The sequence below is a fragment of the Dyella marensis genome, assembly GCF_900112865.1.
Taxonomy (GTDB): domain Bacteria; phylum Pseudomonadota; class Gammaproteobacteria; order Xanthomonadales; family Rhodanobacteraceae; genus Dyella_D; species Dyella_D marensis_A.
Window position 1 is genome coordinate 444,674 of sequence record NZ_FONH01000002.1, and the last position, 16,013, is coordinate 460,686.

The 16,013-nt window shown below is 67.0% G+C and carries 12 protein-coding genes and 1 tRNA gene; 7 read left to right on the forward strand and 6 right to left on the reverse strand.

Going from position 1 to position 16,013, the window contains the following annotated elements; all coding sequences use genetic code 11:
- The first annotated feature begins 20 nt into the window (after positions 1–20).
- Both sbcB and BM172_RS04905 read left to right on the forward strand, forming a co-directional pair.
- The gene (gene sbcB / locus BM172_RS04900; RefSeq protein ID WP_026636450.1) at positions 21–1,472 is read left to right on the forward strand and encodes an exodeoxyribonuclease I; all 1,452 of its coding nucleotides are present in this window, start codon (positions 21–23) and stop codon (positions 1,470–1,472) included.
- A gap of 12 nt (positions 1,473–1,484) precedes the next feature.
- The gene (locus BM172_RS04905; protein ID WP_026636449.1) at positions 1,485–2,171 is read left to right on the forward strand and encodes a DUF2461 domain-containing protein; all 687 of its coding nucleotides are present in this window, start codon (positions 1,485–1,487) and stop codon (positions 2,169–2,171) included.
- Between the two features lie 117 nt (positions 2,172–2,288).
- Here the strand turns inward: BM172_RS04905 and BM172_RS04910 are convergent, their stop codons facing one another.
- On the reverse strand, positions 2,289–3,572 hold the full coding sequence (locus BM172_RS04910; protein WP_428844755.1) for an MFS transporter: 1,284 nt from the start codon (positions 3,570–3,572) through the stop codon (positions 2,289–2,291).
- Between the two features lie 383 nt (positions 3,573–3,955).
- Between BM172_RS04910 and aqpZ the strand changes: the two genes are divergently transcribed.
- Positions 3,956–4,654, forward strand: a complete 699-nt coding sequence (aqpZ, locus tag BM172_RS04915; protein WP_218154627.1) for an aquaporin Z — start codon at positions 3,956–3,958, stop codon at positions 4,652–4,654.
- Between the two features lie 71 nt (positions 4,655–4,725).
- Here the strand turns inward: aqpZ and BM172_RS22445 are convergent, their stop codons facing one another.
- The 3 genes from BM172_RS22445 to ligA all read right to left on the reverse strand — a co-directional run bounded on the left by BM172_RS22445 (position 4,726) and on the right by ligA (position 8,381).
- Positions 4,726–4,887: a LiaI-LiaF-like domain-containing protein gene (locus tag BM172_RS22445; protein ID WP_026636446.1), complete on the reverse strand. Its 162-nt coding sequence runs from the start codon at positions 4,885–4,887 to the stop codon at positions 4,726–4,728.
- Positions 4,888–5,007: 120 nt separating this feature from the next.
- Positions 5,008–5,994: an EF-P lysine aminoacylase EpmA gene (gene epmA / locus BM172_RS04920; RefSeq protein WP_051548992.1), complete on the reverse strand. Its 987-nt coding sequence runs from the start codon at positions 5,992–5,994 to the stop codon at positions 5,008–5,010.
- Entirely contained in the window at positions 5,985–8,381 is a 2,397-nt protein-coding gene (gene ligA / locus BM172_RS04925; RefSeq protein WP_026636444.1) for an NAD-dependent DNA ligase LigA, read from the reverse strand. Before ligA ends, epmA begins: the two co-directional genes overlap by 10 nt.
- Before the next feature lie 122 nt (positions 8,382–8,503).
- Between ligA and BM172_RS04930 the strand changes: the two genes are divergently transcribed.
- The 3 genes from BM172_RS04930 (at position 8,504) to BM172_RS04940 (ending at position 12,133) form a co-directional block, all read left to right on the forward strand.
- Complete coding sequence (locus BM172_RS04930) at positions 8,504–9,127, forward strand: phosphatase PAP2 family protein (RefSeq protein ID WP_245778721.1); 624 nt, start codon at positions 8,504–8,506, stop codon at positions 9,125–9,127.
- A gap of 325 nt (positions 9,128–9,452) precedes the next feature.
- The gene (locus BM172_RS04935) at positions 9,453–10,898 is read left to right on the forward strand and encodes an MFS transporter (RefSeq protein ID WP_051549108.1); all 1,446 of its coding nucleotides are present in this window, start codon (positions 9,453–9,455) and stop codon (positions 10,896–10,898) included.
- Between the two features lie 35 nt (positions 10,899–10,933).
- A complete protein-coding gene (locus BM172_RS04940) occupies positions 10,934–12,133 on the forward strand; it encodes a cation:proton antiporter (RefSeq protein WP_026636441.1) in 1,200 nt (399 codons plus the stop codon).
- A gap of 96 nt (positions 12,134–12,229) precedes the next feature.
- Here BM172_RS04940 and BM172_RS04945 read toward each other — a convergent pair whose 3' ends face one another.
- On the reverse strand, positions 12,230–13,645 hold the full coding sequence (locus BM172_RS04945; RefSeq protein WP_026636440.1) for a cryptochrome/photolyase family protein: 1,416 nt from the start codon (positions 13,643–13,645) through the stop codon (positions 12,230–12,232).
- A gap of 109 nt (positions 13,646–13,754) precedes the next feature.
- Here BM172_RS04945 and BM172_RS04950 point away from each other — a divergent pair.
- Positions 13,755–13,844, forward strand: a tRNA-Ser gene (locus tag BM172_RS04950).
- Between the two features lie 472 nt (positions 13,845–14,316).
- Here BM172_RS04950 and BM172_RS04955 read toward each other — a convergent pair.
- Complete coding sequence (locus BM172_RS04955; protein ID WP_177218784.1) at positions 14,317–15,993, reverse strand: S41 family peptidase; 1,677 nt, start codon at positions 15,991–15,993, stop codon at positions 14,317–14,319.
- Positions 15,994–16,013: the final 20 nt, after the last annotated feature.

Here is a 16,013-nt window from a genome sequence, read left to right on the forward strand (position 1 = left end):
GGCCATGCGATCATCCCCGCATGCAGACGTTCTTCTGGCACGACTACGAGACCAGCGGCGCCGATCCCTGGCGCGACCGCCCCCTCCAGTTCGCGGGCATCCGCACCACCATGGACCTGGACATCGTCGGCGCGCCGGTGATGTTCTTCGGCAAGCCGCCGCGCGAGATGCCGCCCAGCCCCGAGGCCTGCCTGATCACCGGCATCGCGCCGCAGCAGGCCGAGCGCGACGGCGTGGGCGAGGCCGAATTCGCCGCCCGCGTGCACGAACAGCTGGCCGCGCCGGGCACCTGCGGCGTGGGCTACAACTCGCTGCGCTTCGACGACGAGTTCACCCGGCAGATGCTGTATCGCAACTTTCACGAGCCCTACGGGCGCGAATGGGAGAACGGCAATTCGCGCTGGGACCTGATCGACCTGGTGCGCATGTGCGCGGCCCTGCGCCCGGAGGGCATCGCCTGGCCCACCCGCGAGGACGGCACGCTCAGCTTCCGGCTGGAGCACCTGGCCGCCGCCAATCACCTGACCCAGGAACGTGCGCACGATGCGCTGTCCGACGTGCACGCGCTGATCGACCTGGCCCGGCTGATCCGCGTGCGCCAGCCGCGCCTGTGGGACTGGCACTTTGCCCTGCGCCGCAAGCAGAAGGTGTTCGAGCTGCTCGACGTGGTGAACATGACGCCGGTGCTGCACGTCTCCTCGCGCTATCCGGCCAGCCGCTACTGCCTGGCCATGGTGGCACCGATCGCGGCGCATCCGACCCGGCCGGGCGAGGTCATCGTGTACGACCTCTCCGGCGATCCCTCGCTGCTGCTCGCGCTGGACGAGGAAGAAATCGCCGACCGCGTGTTCACCGCCCGCGCCGACCTGCCCGAAGGCGTCGAACGCATTCCGCTGCGCACCGTACGCGCCAACCGCTCGCCGGCGCTGGCGCCGCTGTCGGTGCTCAAGGGTGCGGACACCGCGCGCCTGCAGCTGGACGTGGAGGCCTGCCTGGCGAATCGCGAGATCCTCGCCGCCGCCGAAGGCCTGGCCGAGAAGTTGCGCCGCGTGTTCCAGCGCGCGGGCGACCTGCCGCCGCCGGCCGATCCGGAGCTGGCGATCTACGGCGGCTTCCTGCCGGACGCGGACAAGCGCCTGCTGGCCGAGGTGCGCGCCACGCCGCCGGAACAGTTGGGCACGCACCAGTTCCCGTTCCGCGATCCGCGCTATCCCGAGCTGCTGTTCCGCTACCGCGCGCGCAACTGGCCCGAGACCTTGGCGCCGGAGGAACGCGAACGCTGGGATGCGTTCCGTCGCGACCGCCTGTTCAAGTCCACCGCGCTGACCGGCCTCACCCTGCCCGACTATTTCGCCCGCATCGAGCAACTGCGCGGCGAACTGGCGAGCGACGCCGGCAAGCTCGCCCTGCTCGATCAACTGCAGGTCTGGGGCGAACAGCTCGCCGCCGACCTTGCGCCCCTGCCCGCCTGACTTTCATCGACCATGGCCAACGCTTATTTCACGCCTGCCACTTTCCGTTTCCTCCGCGCCCTCGACCGCAACAACAACCGCGAATGGTTTCTGGCGCACAAGCCGGAATACGAGCGCGACGTGCGCGACCCGTTCCTGCAGTTGATCGCCGACATGCAGGCGCCGCTGACCAAAATCAGTGCGCACTACCGCGCCGATGCGCGCAAGAACGGCGGCTCGCTGTTCCGCATCCATCGCGATACGCGCTTCTCCAACGACAAGCAGCCGTACAAGCCGTGGCAAGGGGCGCGCTTCTTCCACGAGCGGCGGCATGAGATTCCGGCGCCGTCGTTCTATGTGCATATCCAGCCGGGCGATTGCTTCGCCGGCGGTGGCATGTGGCATCCGGAATCGGATGCGCTCAAGCGCATCCGCGCGTTCCTGGCCGACAACCCGGCGGCGTGGAAGCGGGCGACGCAGAGCAAGACCTTCCGCGAGCATTTCGGCTTCTGGGGCGAGGCGCTGACGCGGCCGCCGCGGGGCTTCGATCCGGCGCACGAGCTGATCGAGGACATCAAGCGGAAGGATTTCGCGGCGGGCGAAGGGTTCGACGAAAAGCTGGCGTGTTCGGCGGAGCTGCGGCCGTGGCTGGTGGAGACCTATAAGCGGTTGGCGCCGATGATCGATTATCTGTGCGCTACGCAGGAACTCGATTTCTAGAGAAAAACATCCGGCGTAGGTTGGGGTGAGCCGCAGGCGAACCCCAACATGGCTGCATTCGTGCGAGGTCTGTTGGGGTTCGCCTGCGGCTCACCCCAACCTACGCGCCGACGCTTTTCAGCGCTCGTGGAATTCCCGGCGCGTCGTCAGCAGATACACCGCGCACAGCACGCCGATCGCCGCCGTCACCGCCACGTAATGCGCCGGCGCCATCGGCCCCAGCTTCGCCGCCAGGTATGCGATCAGCGGCGGCGTGATCGCCCCGAACACCGCATAGGCGATGTTGTACGAGAACGACAGGCCGGAGAACCGCACCGCCGGCGGGAAGGCAGCCACCATCACCGCGGGCACCACGCCGACCACGCCGACGCACAAGCCGGCCAGCGCATACAGCAGCATGAAATGCTCGGCGCCCTGCCCCAGGTCGCGGTACAGCAGGTACGTGGTGACCAGCAGGGCCACCGACCCGACCAGCAGCGACCAGCCGCGCCCGAATCGATCGACCGCCACGCCACCGGCAATGCAGCCGAAGCACAGCATCAGCGCCGCCAGGCTGTTGCCATGGAACGCCAGCTTCTGCGGCAGATGGAAACTGCTCTGCACCAGGGTCGGCGTCATCAGGATCACCACCACCACCGCGGCGGTAAGCATCCAGGTCACCAGCATGCTGAGCAGCACGCCGCCCAGGTGCCCAGTCATCACCCGCTTCAGCGGCAGCTCGCTGGCCAGTTCCTTGCGCTCGCGCAGCTCGGCGAACACCGGCGTCTCGCTCAGCCAGCGGCGCAGCCACACCGCGAAGAAGCCGAACACGCCGCCCAGGATGAAAGGCAGACGCCAACCGTAGGCCAGCATTTTCTCCGCGCCCATGCCGGTGACGCCCGCCGCGACCAGCGAGCCGATCAGGATGCCGGCGGTCAGGCCCGAGGTGAGGCTGGCGCAGGCGAAGCCCACGCGTCCGGGCGGCGCATGCTCGGCCACGAACACCCATGCACCCGGCACCTCGCCGCCGATGGCCACGCCCTGCACCACGCGCAGCAGCAGCAACAGCATCGGCGCGAACACGCCCAGTTGCGCGTAGGTCGGCAGCAGGCCGATGCAAAGCGTGGGCAAGGCCATCAGGAACACGCTCAGCGTGAACATCCGCTTGCGTCCCGTGCGGTCGCCGAAATGCGCCATCACGATGCCGCCCAGCGGGCGCGCCAGATAACCAGCGGCGAAGATGCCGTAGACCTGCACCTGCGCCAGCCACTCCGGCATGTCGGCCGGGAAGAACAGCTGGCCCAGCGCCTTGGTGAAGAACACGAACACCACGAAGTCGTAGAACTCCAGCGCACCGCCCAGGGCGGCCAGGGCCAGGGTGCGCAGGTCGTTGCGGTTCAAGCGCGGTGCGGAGGAATCCAGCGGGGAAACGGACGGAGCGGCTTGCGTCATCGTGAAGACGGCGTGCGGGAAAGGAGTTGGCGGAACATAGCACTCGCTACAGCGGAATGCTGCCCCAAAGCCGTCATTCCGGCGCAGGCCGGAATCCAGTAGCGATATCGCTCGATGGTCGCCTGGCGCACAAAGCTCTATGCGTGACTTCCATGTCCTTGCGAAGCGCTTCGCCACTGGATTCCGGCCTGCGCCGGAATGACGGCGGGTTCGGGGCCACCTAGCATCGCAGCTGTTCCAATGCCTCCAACGTTTGCGTAGGCTAGCGCCGCGCCGGACAGGACGACCGGGGCCGTAGGGGTTACAAGAACTTTTTGCTTTTTCCCTTCCCGCCTTCGCAAGGAGACCTGCTCATGAGCATTGGCAAGCGTTTGACCGCCGAATTCTTCGGCACTTTCTGGTTGGTATTCGGCGGCTGCGGCAGCGCGGTCCTGGCCGCGGCGTATCCGGAACTCGGCATCGGCTTCGCCGGCGTGGCGCTGGCCTTCGGCCTGACCGTGGTGACCATGGCCTATGCCGTGGGCCACATCTCCGGCGGCCATTTCAATCCCGCCGTGACCGTGGGCCTGTGCGCCGGCGGCCGTTTCCCGGCCAAGGACGTGGTGCCCTACATCGTGGCGCAGGTGATCGGCTCGATCGCCGCCGCGGCCGTGCTGTACGTGATCGCCAGCGGCAAGGCCGGCTTCGACGCCACCGCGGGCTTCGCTTCCAACGGCTATGGCGAGCATTCGCCCAACGGCTATTCGCTGCACGCCGCCATCGTGGCCGAACTGGTGCTCACCGCGTTCTTCCTGCTGGTGATCCACGGCTCGACCGACAAGCGCGCACCGGCCGGCTTCGGCCCGCTGGCGATCGGCCTGGCGCTGACCCTGATCCACCTGATCAGCATCCCGGTGACCAATACCTCGGTGAACCCCGCGCGCAGCACCGGCGTGGCGATCTTCCAGGGCACCTGGGCACTGCAGCAGCTGTGGGTGTTCTGGCTGGTGCCGCTGATCGGCGGCGCGGTCGGCGGCCTGATCTATCGCCACCTGCTGGAAAGCCGGGACTGACGAAACGATAAAGGCCGGGCGCCGGGGGCATCGGGAAGATGCTCCAGGCGCCCGGCCTTTTTCACGCATGCTCAGCTGGTGCGGCGGACCATCATGCCCACGCCCAGGGCGATCAGCACCACCGGCCACCAGGTGGCGAACAGCTGGCCAAGGTGCAGATCGAGGCCGAGGTTACGCAGCAGGAACAGTGCGCCGATCACGATCAGGATGATGCCGGGTGCGCTGGGTTTCATGGGTCTCACGGTGGTTAGGCGACGGCGGCCACTCTGCCACAAGACCGTAGGTTGGGGTGAGCGCAGCGAACCCCAGCGTCGCGGCATGTCGGGGTTCGCTGCGCTCGCCCCAACCTGCGATCAGGCCTCCGCGAACGGAAACGCCAGCACGTCCGCAATCGCATCCGTCCCCGCCAGGCACATCAGCAGGCGCTCCATGCCCATCGCCACGCCGGCGCAATCGGGCATCGCATCGAGCACCGCCAGCAAAGACTCGTCCAGCGGAACCTCGCGCAACCCGCGCTCGCGCCGCACCGCGTTATCGCGCTCGAAACGTTGCCGCTGTTCCGCGCCGTCGTTCAACTCGTGATAGCCATTGGCCAGTTCATAGCGCCCCAGGAACAGCTCGAAGCGCTCCGCCATCGGCGGATCCCCGGGCCGGATACGCGCCAATGCACACTGGCTTGCCGGGTAATCGTGGATCACCGTGATGCGGTCGCGCGGAAACGCCGGCTGCAGCTTGTGCGTGATCAGCAGGTCCAGCCAATCGTCGCGGCCCAGCCCTTCCGGACCGATGCCGTACTCGGCCAGCGGCGCGCGCAGTTCGTCAACCGGCGCATGCAGCGGATCCAGCCCCAGCTCGTCGAGGAACAGCTGGCGATAGCTCTCCACCACCACCTCGGCGCGCCGACCGGCCATGGCCAGCGCGGCTTCCACCAGCGCGATGCTCTCTTCCATCAGCTGGCGATGGTCCCAGCCGACGCGGTACCACTCCAGCATGGTGAACTCGGGATTGTGCCGCCCGCCCGCCTCGCCGTTGCGGAACACGCGCCCCAGCTCGTAGCAGTCGCCCACGCCGGCGGCGAGCAGGCGCTTGAGCGGATATTCCGGCGAGGTGCGCAGCCAGCGCTCGCGCGGACCGGCATCGACATGCCCGCTGAAGCTGGCGCTGAAGCTTTCGATGTTCGGATCGGTATTGCCGGCCGCCGACAGGATCGGCGTCTCCACTTCCAGCACGCCGCGCTCGGCGAAGAACTGCCGCACCAGCGCATTGAGCTGCGCGCGCAGGCGCAGCGAGCCGCGGTCGCTGGGGAGCTGCACGATGCGCGCGGATTTCCTCAAATCCATAAATCGCCCTCGCTCTCGTGCTCTGCCAGCAACGCAAGCAAACGGGCTTCATCCCACACCTCGACGCCCAATTCCTGCGCCTTGTCCAGCTTGGAGCCGGCCTCGGTGCCGGCGACCACGAAGCTGGTCTTCTTCGAGACCGAACCGGACACCTTCGCACCGAGCGCTTCCAGCCGCTCCTTCGCTTCGTCGCGGGTCAGCCCGGCCAGGGTGCCGGTGAGCACCACCGTCTGGCCTTCCAGTGGCGCGGCTTCCGCCTTGGCCGACTTCGGAATCGCATCGAGCAGCCGCTGCATCGCCGCCTCTGCTTCTTCCAGCGCCTTGCGGTTCTCCTGGTCGGCGAGGAACAGCTCCAGGTTGGTCGCGGCGGCCGACGGCACGCCGGCCACCACCCAGTGCGACGCGCCCGCATCCGCCAACTGCTTCAAGCTGCGGTAATGCTGCGCCAACTGCTGCGTGCTCTTGGGCCCGAGCTTGGACACCTTCGCCGTATCCAGCAGCACCCCCAGCCCCAGCTTGCCGCGCAGCTTGGGCGACGGCGCGCTCTCGTCGCCGAGCTCGATGCCGGCGGCGAGCAGCGCATCGACCACCCGCTGGTTGCCTTCCTGTGCGAAAAAGCCATCGATGGAGTTGGCCACTTCGTCGCCGATATCCGGCAACACGCGCAGCACCGGCGCCGGCGTCGAACGCACCAGCTCCAGCCGGCCCAGCCAGCTCGCCAGCGTCTTGGCCGTGCTCTCGCCGATATGCATGATGCCCAGCGCGTAGAGGAAGCGCGGCAGCGTGCTGCGCTTGCTCGCCTCGATCGCCTCCAGCAGGTTTTCCGCCCACTTGGTGGCGACCTTGCCCTGCTTGACCGTCTCCGGCGTGGTGCCGTCGCGCTCGTCGGCGCGGCGCTTCATCTCGAGGAAGTCGTCCAGGGTCAGCTGGTACAGGTCGGCCGGCGTGTGTACGTAGCCGAAGTCCACCAGCGCATCGACGAAGCGCTCGCCGATGCCTTCGATATCCATGGCGCGGCGCGCGGCGAAATGGATCAGCGCCTCCTTGCGCTGCGCCGGGCAGATCAGGCCGCCGGAGCAGCGCCACACTGCCTCGCCTTCCTCGCGCAGCAACTCGGAGTTGCACACCGGGCAGTGCGACGGCATGTGCCAGGCCTTGGTATGCGGCGGGCGCAGTTCGGACATCACCCGCACCACTTCCGGGATCACGTCGCCGGCGCGGCGCACGATCACCGTGTCGCCCACGCGCACGTCCAGCCGCGCCACCTGGTCGGCGTTGTGCAGGGTGGCGTTGCTGACGGTGACGCCGGCCACCTGCACCGGCTTCAGCCGCGCCAGCGGCGTGGCGGCGCCGGTGCGGCCGATATTGATCTCGATCGCCTCGACCGTAGTGGTCTGTTCCTGCGCCGGGAATTTATGCGCGATGGCCCAGCGCGGCGCGCGCGAGACGAAGCCCATCTCGCGCTGGCCTTCGTAGTCGTCCAGCTTGTAGACCACGCCGTCGATATCGAACGGCAGGCTGTCGCGCTTCTCGCCGATGCGCCGGTAATAGGCGAGCAGACCCTTGAAGCCCTTGGCCGTGCCCACCTCGTGCGAGACAGGGAAGCCCCAGTCGCGCAGCTTCTGCAGCGTGGCCGAGTGGGTGTCCGGGATCGTGCCGCCTTCCACCACGCCGATGGCGTAGGCGAAGAAGCTGAGCTTGCGCCTCTTGGTGATCGCCGGATCCAGCTGGCGCAGTGAGCCGGCCGCGCCGTTGCGCGGATTGGCCAGCACCTTCTCGCCGTGTTCGCGCGCATGCGCGTTGAAGGCCTCGAAATCCTTGCGCAGCATGATCACTTCGCCGCGCACTTCCAGCACGCGCGGCCAGTCCTTGCCGCGCAGGCGCAGCGGGATCGCATCCACCGTGCGCAGGTTGGCGGTGACGTCCTCGCCGGTGGCGCCGTCGCCGCGGGTCGCGCCCTGCACGAACACGCCATCCTCATAGCGCAGGCTGATGGCCAGGCCGTCCAGCTTGGGCTCGACCGAGAACACCGGCTCGCGCCGCTGCAGGGTCTGCTCGATGCGCCGCTCGAACTCGGCCACTTCGCGGAAGCGCTCCAGCTCGGTGTCGCCCTCCTGCTCGAAGGCATTGCTCAACGACAGCATCGGGATGGCGTGCTGCACCTCGGCGAAGCCGCCGACCGCGCGCGCGCCGACGCGGCGCGTGGGCGAATCGGGCGTGGCCAGTTCCGGGTGCGCGGTTTCCAGCGCTTCCAGCTCGCGCAGCAGGCGGTCGAACTCGATGTCGGTGATCCGGGGATCGTCGAGCACGTGGTACTGGTAGTTGGCGCGCTCGATCTGCTCGCGCAGCTCGGCGGCGTGGACCTTAGGGTCAGATGAATGGCTCATGCGGGGCTCCTCATGCCGCGCAGTTTACTAAGACAACCGAAAGCCACACGCCCTAGCCTCCTTTTGGTTTTACATCCATCAGGGGCAACCAAGACCACCCTCAAGGAGGTCCGGACGTGTTCGTGCCCAGATCAGTCGTCGCCCTGCTCGTGGCCGCCCTGGCCTTGCCTGCCGCCGCCCATGCCGCCGGCGGCCCCTTCGGGATCGACCACACCCTGCATTACGACAACAGCGGAGTGTGGAAACGCGGCAATCAACGGATCGTCTACTACGGCTCCCTGGCCTCGGTCGCCGCCGGGGCTCTGTGGCTGGGCGACCAGGACGAGATGGGCGATACCCTGTGGCGCTCGGTCGATGCCATCGTGATCGCCGGCGCCGGCACCCAGGCCCTGAAATGGACCTTCCAGCGCGAGCGGCCGACCCAGAGCAACAGCCCCAATCAGTGGTTCAAGGGCTTCCATGCGCAGAGCTTCCCCAGCGGCGAAGTGGCGGCGATCAGTGCGGCAGTCACGCCGATCATGGCCCACTACGGCGAGGAACACCCTGCCGTCTACGCACTCGCCCTCTTGCCCGCCTATGACGCGGTGGCACGCATGAAGGTGCACGAGCATTGGCAGAGCGACGTGCTGGTCGGTGCGGCGATCGGCGTGGGAGTGGGTTTGTGGGCGGAGCACCGCAAGTCGCCGTGGATCGTGGGCTTCCTGCCGGGCGGCTTTCAGGTGGGCTTTGCCAAGCATTGGGATTGAATGCTTTCACGCCATCTGCACGGACACGGCACCGGCGTAGGTTGGGGTGAGCGCAGCGAACCCCAACGCCGCGACCACGTAGGAGTCCGTTGGGGTTCGCCTTTGGCTCACCCCAACCTACGTCAGCGGCGGTCGTGCTCCGCCGCTTCCGGCGGATGCGCGATATCGACTACATGCAATCGCCGCCCCCTGCCATCCGGCATCGACCAGTCGATGTGCTGCTCCTTCGCCAACCGAGCAAGGCACTGCCCACCGGCGCGAGCCATGAAAAGCAAGTTGCCATAGCAGCTATCATGCGCAGGTCATGTCCGATACCTCCGCAGCCATGGAAGTGCCGCCCGAACTGGGCAAGCCCAACCCCGGCGTGCCGCCCGCGCCGCCTCCCGTCTCCTCGCGCGAGCGCTATCGCGGGTTGATCTGGCTGGTCGCCGCCTCGTTCTTCATGCAGGCGCTCGACTCCACCATCGTCAACACCGCGGTGCCGGCGATGGGCGAGGCGCTCGGGGTCACGCCGCTGGGCATGCGCATCGCGCTGACCAGCTACGTGCTGACCCTGGCGATCTTCATTCCCGCCAGCCCGTGGCTGTGCGATCGCTTCGGCACGCGGCGCATCTTCGCCGCGGCGATCGCCATCTTCACCGTGGGCTCGCTGTTGTGCGGCATCTCGCAGACCCTGCCCCAGCTGGTGGCCGCGCGCGTGCTGCAGGGCCTGGGCGGCGCGGCGCTGATGCCGGTGGGCCGCTATGTGCTGGTGCGCAGCATCGACAAGCGCGACTTCGTACGCGCCATGAGCACGGTCGCCACCGTCGGCCTGCTCGGCTCGGTGATCGGCCCGCTGCTCGGCGGCGTGCTGGCCGAATACACCTCGTGGCGCCTGATCTTCCTGATCAATGTGCCGGTGGGCGTGGTCGGCTACTGGATGAACCGCCGCGAGATGCCGGACTACCGCCTGGCCGACCCGCACCGCTTCGATCTCTCCGGCTTCCTGCTGTTCGCGCTGGCTTCCGCCATGCTGCTGACGGCGTCGGAAGTGGCCAGCGGCGGCGGCGGCCAGTGGCCGCAGATCGCCGTCAGCGGCACGCTCGCGCTGATCTTCGGCGGCATCTATGTGTGGCACAGCCGCCGCACCGAATACCCGGTGGCCGACCTCAACCTGCTGCGCGTGCGCAGCGTGTGGGTGGCGCTCGCCGGCAACCTGTTCACGCGCCTGGGCGTGTCCGGCATGTTCCTGCTGCTGGTGCTGTTCCTGCAGGTCGGCTGCGGCTGGTCGCCCACCATGGCGGGCCTGATGATGGTGCCGCAGGCGCTGGGCTCGATCTGCGCCAAGTGGGTGATCAATCGGCTGCTGCAGGGCATGGGCTATCGCCGCTTCCTGCTCACCAACACGCTGGTGGTCGCTGCGCTGCTGGCCTCCTTCGCCCTGCTGGGCAGGAACTCGCCGATGTGGGTGATCGCGCCGATGGTGTTCGTCTACGGTGGCTTCATGGGCCTGCAGTACACCGCGATGAACACGCTGATCTACAACGACCTGGACGTGAAGTACGCCTCGATGGCGTCATCGATGGCCTCGACCGCGCAATACCTGTCGATGAGCTTCGGCATCGCGCTTGCCTCGCTGCTGATGGAAGCGCTGCTGCAAGGCCATGCGCATGACGACTACGTGGTGTCGTTCCGCTGGACCGTGCTGCTGCTGGGCATCGTCACCGCCACGGCGAGCTGGGTGTTCAGCAGGCTCGGACGCGACGCGCCGAAACGCGGCGCGAGCGTGTAGCATGCCCCGGTCAGATCGACCGGAAGGAATCCTGCATGCATCACGCGGCCGACATTCTGCTCACCTTGTTCATCGTCTTCGTCGCCGCGCAGATCGGCGGCGAGATCGCGCAACGCCTGAAGCTGCCCGGCGTGGTAGGCGAGATCGCCGCCGGCTGCGTGGTCGGGCCCTCGCTGCTGGGCTGGATCACGCCTGAGCAGATCGCCACCGGCACACCGCTCGATGTGCTCGCCGAAATAGGCGTAGTCCTATTGTTGTTCGCCGTGGGCCTGGAGACCCGGCTCGAAGACCTCAAGAAAGTCGGCAAGGTCGCCTTCCTGGTCGGCGTGCTCGGCGTGCTGCTGCCGTTCGCCTTCGGCGGCGTGTGGGCGCACGCCAGCGGCTACGACTGGGGCAAGTCGCTGTTCATCGCCGCGGCCTTCGTCGCCACCTCCGCCGGCATCACCGCCCGCGTACTGCAGGAGCTCAATGCGCTGCAGCGCACGGAGAGCAAGGTGATCCTGGGCGCCGCCGTGATCGACGACATCCTGGCCATGCTGCTGCTGGGCGTGGTGGTGTCGCTGCAGGGCGGCGAAGGCTTCAACGCCATGCACCTGGTTACCACCTTGGTCGGCGCGATCGGCTTCATCGCGGTGATCGGTCTAGGGGGCGCGCGCGCGATGCGCTGGAATTCCAGCTGGCTGGACAAGCCGCACAGCCAGCATTCCGCGCTGGGCATCGTGCTGGCGCTGTGCCTGGGCCTGGCCTATGTCTCCACGCTGTTCGGCTTGGCGGCGATCATCGGCGCCTTCCTGGCCGGCATGATCGCCTCCGAAACGCGCCAACAGCACACACTGGAAAAGCAGGTACAGCCGCTGCTGGCCTTGCTCACACCGTTCTTCTTCGTGATCACCGGCAGCAAGATCGACCTGCAGCAGCTGGCCAGCGGCGATGCGCTGCTCACGCTCGCCGTCGTCACCGTCATCGCGATCATCTCCAAGCTGGCTGGCGGGTTCCTCGGCGCTCTGTCGCTGGGCAAGCGCGGGGCCACCATCGTCGGTTTCGGCATGGTGCCGCGCGGCGAGGTGGGTGTGGTGATCGCCAGCCTGGGGTTGGCGGCCGGAGTGTTCAGCGATCGTACTTACGCGATCATCGTGGCGATGTCGCTGTTGACGGCGATGGTGACGCCGCCGGTGTTGGCGGTGATGCTCAAGCGCGACGGCGGCGGCGTGGCGGAACCCGATACGCGCGGCTGACCGTACTTCCCCCTCTCCCCTCGGTGAGAGGGCCGGGTGAGGGGCCGGGCGAAGCGCGGAAGCCGCTACGGAAAACGAGCCGCAACCTGCTTATTGTTAACCCCGGCCACGCATCGCCTGATACACCCCCAACGCCTCCCGCCGCGACTCCGCCAGATCCACCATCGGCGCCGGATACCCACTGCGCGACAACAGCGCAGCATCCTTCCACGGCTCATGCAGCAACGGCACCGGCGCATCCTTCAGCTCCGGCAGCCATCGCCGCAGATAATCCCCCTCCGGATCGAACTTTCGCGCCTGCGCCACCGGATTGAACACCCGGAAATACGGCGCCGCATCCGCACCGCACCCGGCCACCCATTGCCAACCCAGCGTGTTGTTGGCCAGATCCGCATCCACCAGCGTGTCCCAGAACCACTTCGCACCCTCGCGCCAATGCTGGCGGAGGTTCTTGGTGAGAAAGCTCGCCACCACCATGCGCACCCGGTTGTGCATCCAGCCGGTGTGCCACAGCTCGCGCATGCCGGCGTCGACCAGCGGGATGCCGGTACGGCCGTGGCGCCAACGGTCGAGCAGTGCTTGGTCGGGTTCGGCCCAACGGAAGCTGGCGAATCCCTGGTTGAAATTCTCGGTGGGCGTTTCGGGGAAATGAAACAACAGGTGGTGGGCGAATTCGCGCCAGCCCAGTTCGCGCAGGAAAGGCTCCAGGTCCGGGCGATGCATCGCGGCGCGCCGTTGCGTGCCGCGATGGAGAATGTGGTGGACCTGGCGTGGCGAGATCTCGCCGTAATGCAGGTGCGGCGACAGGCGCGAGGTGCCGTGGCGGGCCGGCAGGTCGCGCAGGCGGGCGTAGCCGCCGAGTGCGTCGTCGGCGAACACTTCCAAAGCTTCGAGAGCGCCCTGCTCGCCCGGCGTCCAGGTCTCGTGCATGCCCTGGTCCCAGCGGATGCGCGGGAGCAGTTCCAGGGATGCCGATGATTCGCCATCTTTGGCAGTGGCGAAACGCAACGGGGGAACCGGCAGCAGTTCCTCCGGCGACAGTCGCGGCCTTATGGCACGCCAGAACGGAGTGAAGACGCGGTAGGGGCCATCCTGCTGCGTGGCAACTTGCCAGGGTTCCACCCACAACGCCGCGTTGAAGCTTTTCGCTTCGATACCTTGTTCGCGCAACGCCGCCTTGATGTGCTTGTCGCGCTCGATGGCCGCAGGCTCGTAGCGACGGTTCCAGTACACGGCGGTGGCACCGGCGGCACGGCACATCGCGACAAGGCTGGCCAGCGTATCGCCGGCGCGAATATGCAGATGCCCACCCTCGCGCCTCAATGCCGCGGACAACGCAGCGAGCGAATGATGCAGCCACCAGCGACTGGCCGCGCCCGGTGCCCACGCATCTTCCTCGTCCGGCGCATGCACGTAGACCGGCAGGATGCGCTCGTGCTCCGCGCAGGCGGCGGCGAGAGCGGGGTTGTCGGCCAGGCGGAGGTCGCGGCGGAACCAGACGATGGCGGTCATGGGGCGGGAAGCCTGCGGAGGAACGACGCTTATCGCCCAAAGCGAGGGCCGGCGCCAATTCTGCTAGGATGACGCGGCTTTCGCTGTCCTGGACAGCCAACACGCTTACGGAGAGATGGCCGAGCGGTTTAAGGCACCGGTCTTGAAAACCGGCGAAGGGTCAAACCTTCCGTGGGTTCGAATCCCACTCTCTCCGCCAGATACCAAAACGCCCCCACCGGGGGCGTTTTGGTATCTGGCGGAGAGAGTGGGTGCAGAGAACCGGTGACTCGGCCAGCCGAGTCACCGGTTCGACAAATTCGCCGGGAGCGAATTTGGACAGCCGCAGGCTGGCCCCGCAGCGCGCAAGCGCGAAGGGGTGAGGCCCATGGATGGGCCTCACAATCCCACGCGTCACGGCGAAGCGCACCGCACATCGAAACCAATGACAAACGCCCCCGAAAGGGGCGTTTGCGTATCTGGCGGAGAGAGTGGGTGCAGAGAACCGGTGACTCGGCCAGCCGAGTCACCGGTTCGACAAATTCGCCGGGAGCGAATTTGGACAGCCGCAGGCTGGCCCCGCAGCGCGCAGCGCGGAGGGGTGAGGCCCATGGATGGGCCTCACAATCCCACCCTTCAAGGCGAAGCGCACCCTCCATCGAAGCTCCATACCAGAGCCCCCGCGCGCCCCCTCACCTCCTCACCAACAACGCCCCCGCAGCCCGCTCCACCGCAGCATCCACACCCCGCTGAATGTCCTCAACCGTGGGCAAGACAGCGATGTCAGGATGAAGCCCGACCCCCTCGAAAACCATCCCATCCGGACCACGATCGTTCCTGGTGCAGACACGCCCACTGCCACCGCCAGGCAACGGGAAGAACAACGGCTGCCCGGTGCTCCCCGCCGTCGTCTCCCCCACCGTGATGCCACGATGCATCGCATCGAACGCCGCAACGAAATCTTCCGCCGCCGAAAAAGTCCGCGCACTGGTCAAGACCGCGATCGGCACATCGACCTTATGCCCGGGATCGGCCGGAACCTCGAACGGCGGAACGTCAGTCCACCCTGGCAATACACCGCGCGCGCGATCTGCCGCGACGTAGCTTCTCGTTCGGGTCATGGCGCCGCGAATCCTATCCCGCGTCAGCACCTGCAGCAGATCCACCGGCGTGCTGCCGCCACCGTTGTCGCGAAGATCGATGACCAGCCCTTTGGAAGCATTGACGAGCGGTAAGTTGGCAAGCAACGCCTTGGTGCCCTCCGTGTCCTCGAACTCATCGATCGTGAGGACGGCAACTCCATCCGGCCTCAGCTTGAACGAAGCCCCGTTGGTTCTGAATTTCGACCGTTCCGCCAAGGTCAGCCGCATCAGCTCGCGCTCTTCTTGCCTGCCTTCGGCATTCCTCACGGTGACGCGCAAACGGCTGCCGGCATGCCCGCTGAGCAGCGCATAGTCGTAGGTGCGCACCTGCAGATCCTGCGGTGTCGAAGCACTCTGGTAAGGCGCGATTTCGCGCTCTGCATAACGGCCGATGTCTTCCCCGTCGATCTTCAGAAGCACATCGCCCACTCGCCAACGCTGCCCGGGCAACGCAGGATCGTCGATCCGCGTCACCACGACGGCATGCTCCACCAGTTGCGTGCGCAACCCAGGGCGACCATAAAAAGCGTCGCGCATGGATTCGGGAGGATAGACATTGGTGTGCCCGTCCTTCAGCAGTGCCGCGAACCGCATCAGCAGGCGGTAGTAGTCCTCGGTCGAGGCGGTTGCGCGCACTTTGGGCAGGAAGTCCAGATAGGCCTGGTTCCAGTCCAGCTCCGGTTGCCGGTCGAAGAAAGCAAAGTTGAAGCGGGCCTCCGACCACAGCACGGACAGCCCTGCGATCTTGGCGTCATCACTCAGATTCGGCGCGAAAGGCAGGTTCTGGCCGGGCTCGCGCGCCCACAGGCGTTCCTGGCTGTGCGTCGCTTCCACGAGTCGGGCGAAGCGCGGGTCGCCATGAAGCGAGGCAAGATCGGCATCCGCCGCCAACTGCTCCGCCGGCACGCTGCCGCCCCTGGCTTGCGCGGCCAGGAGTACGTCCATCGCTTTTTCCTTGCGGCCGGCGAGCGCTTCGTCGCGGGCGAGCTGGTACATCGCGGCGTTCCAGTGCCAATCCATGCCCTCGGGGCCGGCCGCATAGAACGGCTCAAGCATCGCCGCTGCGTCGGCGTATCGCTTCGCTTCATGCAGTTTGAGCGACTCGATGTAGCGCCCGGGCAGGCTGGCTGCCGATATGGACGCTGGCTGGGCTTCCGCGCCGAGCGCCGATCCGCAGGCCAGGAGAGGGAAAATCAGGCCACCGATTCGCATCCACGTCTTGATCATGTCGTCTTCGCCGTTCAAAT

Excerpts from the sequence above, each read along its gene's own strand:
- BM172_RS04905 (WP_026636449.1), top strand. The coding sequence starts at position 1,485 with ATGGCCAACGCTTATTTCACGCCTGCCACTTTCCGTTTCCTCCGCGCC.
- BM172_RS04935 (WP_051549108.1), top strand. The coding sequence starts at position 9,453 with ATGGAAGTGCCGCCCGAACTGGGCAAGCCCAACCCCGGCGTGCCGCCC.
- ligA (WP_026636444.1), bottom strand. The coding sequence starts at position 8,381 with ATGAGCCATTCATCTGACCCTAAGGTCCACGCCGCCGAGCTGCGCGAG.
- BM172_RS04940 (WP_026636441.1), top strand. The coding sequence starts at position 10,934 with ATGCATCACGCGGCCGACATTCTGCTCACCTTGTTCATCGTCTTCGTC.
- BM172_RS22445 (WP_026636446.1), bottom strand. The coding sequence starts at position 4,887 with ATGAAACCCAGCGCACCCGGCATCATCCTGATCGTGATCGGCGCACTG.
- epmA (WP_051548992.1), bottom strand. The coding sequence starts at position 5,994 with ATGGATTTGAGGAAATCCGCGCGCATCGTGCAGCTCCCCAGCGACCGC.
- BM172_RS04955 (WP_177218784.1), bottom strand. The coding sequence starts at position 15,993 with ATGATCAAGACGTGGATGCGAATCGGTGGCCTGATTTTCCCTCTCCTG.
- aqpZ (WP_218154627.1), top strand. The coding sequence starts at position 3,956 with ATGAGCATTGGCAAGCGTTTGACCGCCGAATTCTTCGGCACTTTCTGG.
- sbcB (WP_026636450.1), top strand. The coding sequence starts at position 21 with ATGCAGACGTTCTTCTGGCACGACTACGAGACCAGCGGCGCCGATCCC.
- BM172_RS04945 (WP_026636440.1), bottom strand. The coding sequence starts at position 13,645 with ATGACCGCCATCGTCTGGTTCCGCCGCGACCTCCGCCTGGCCGACAAC.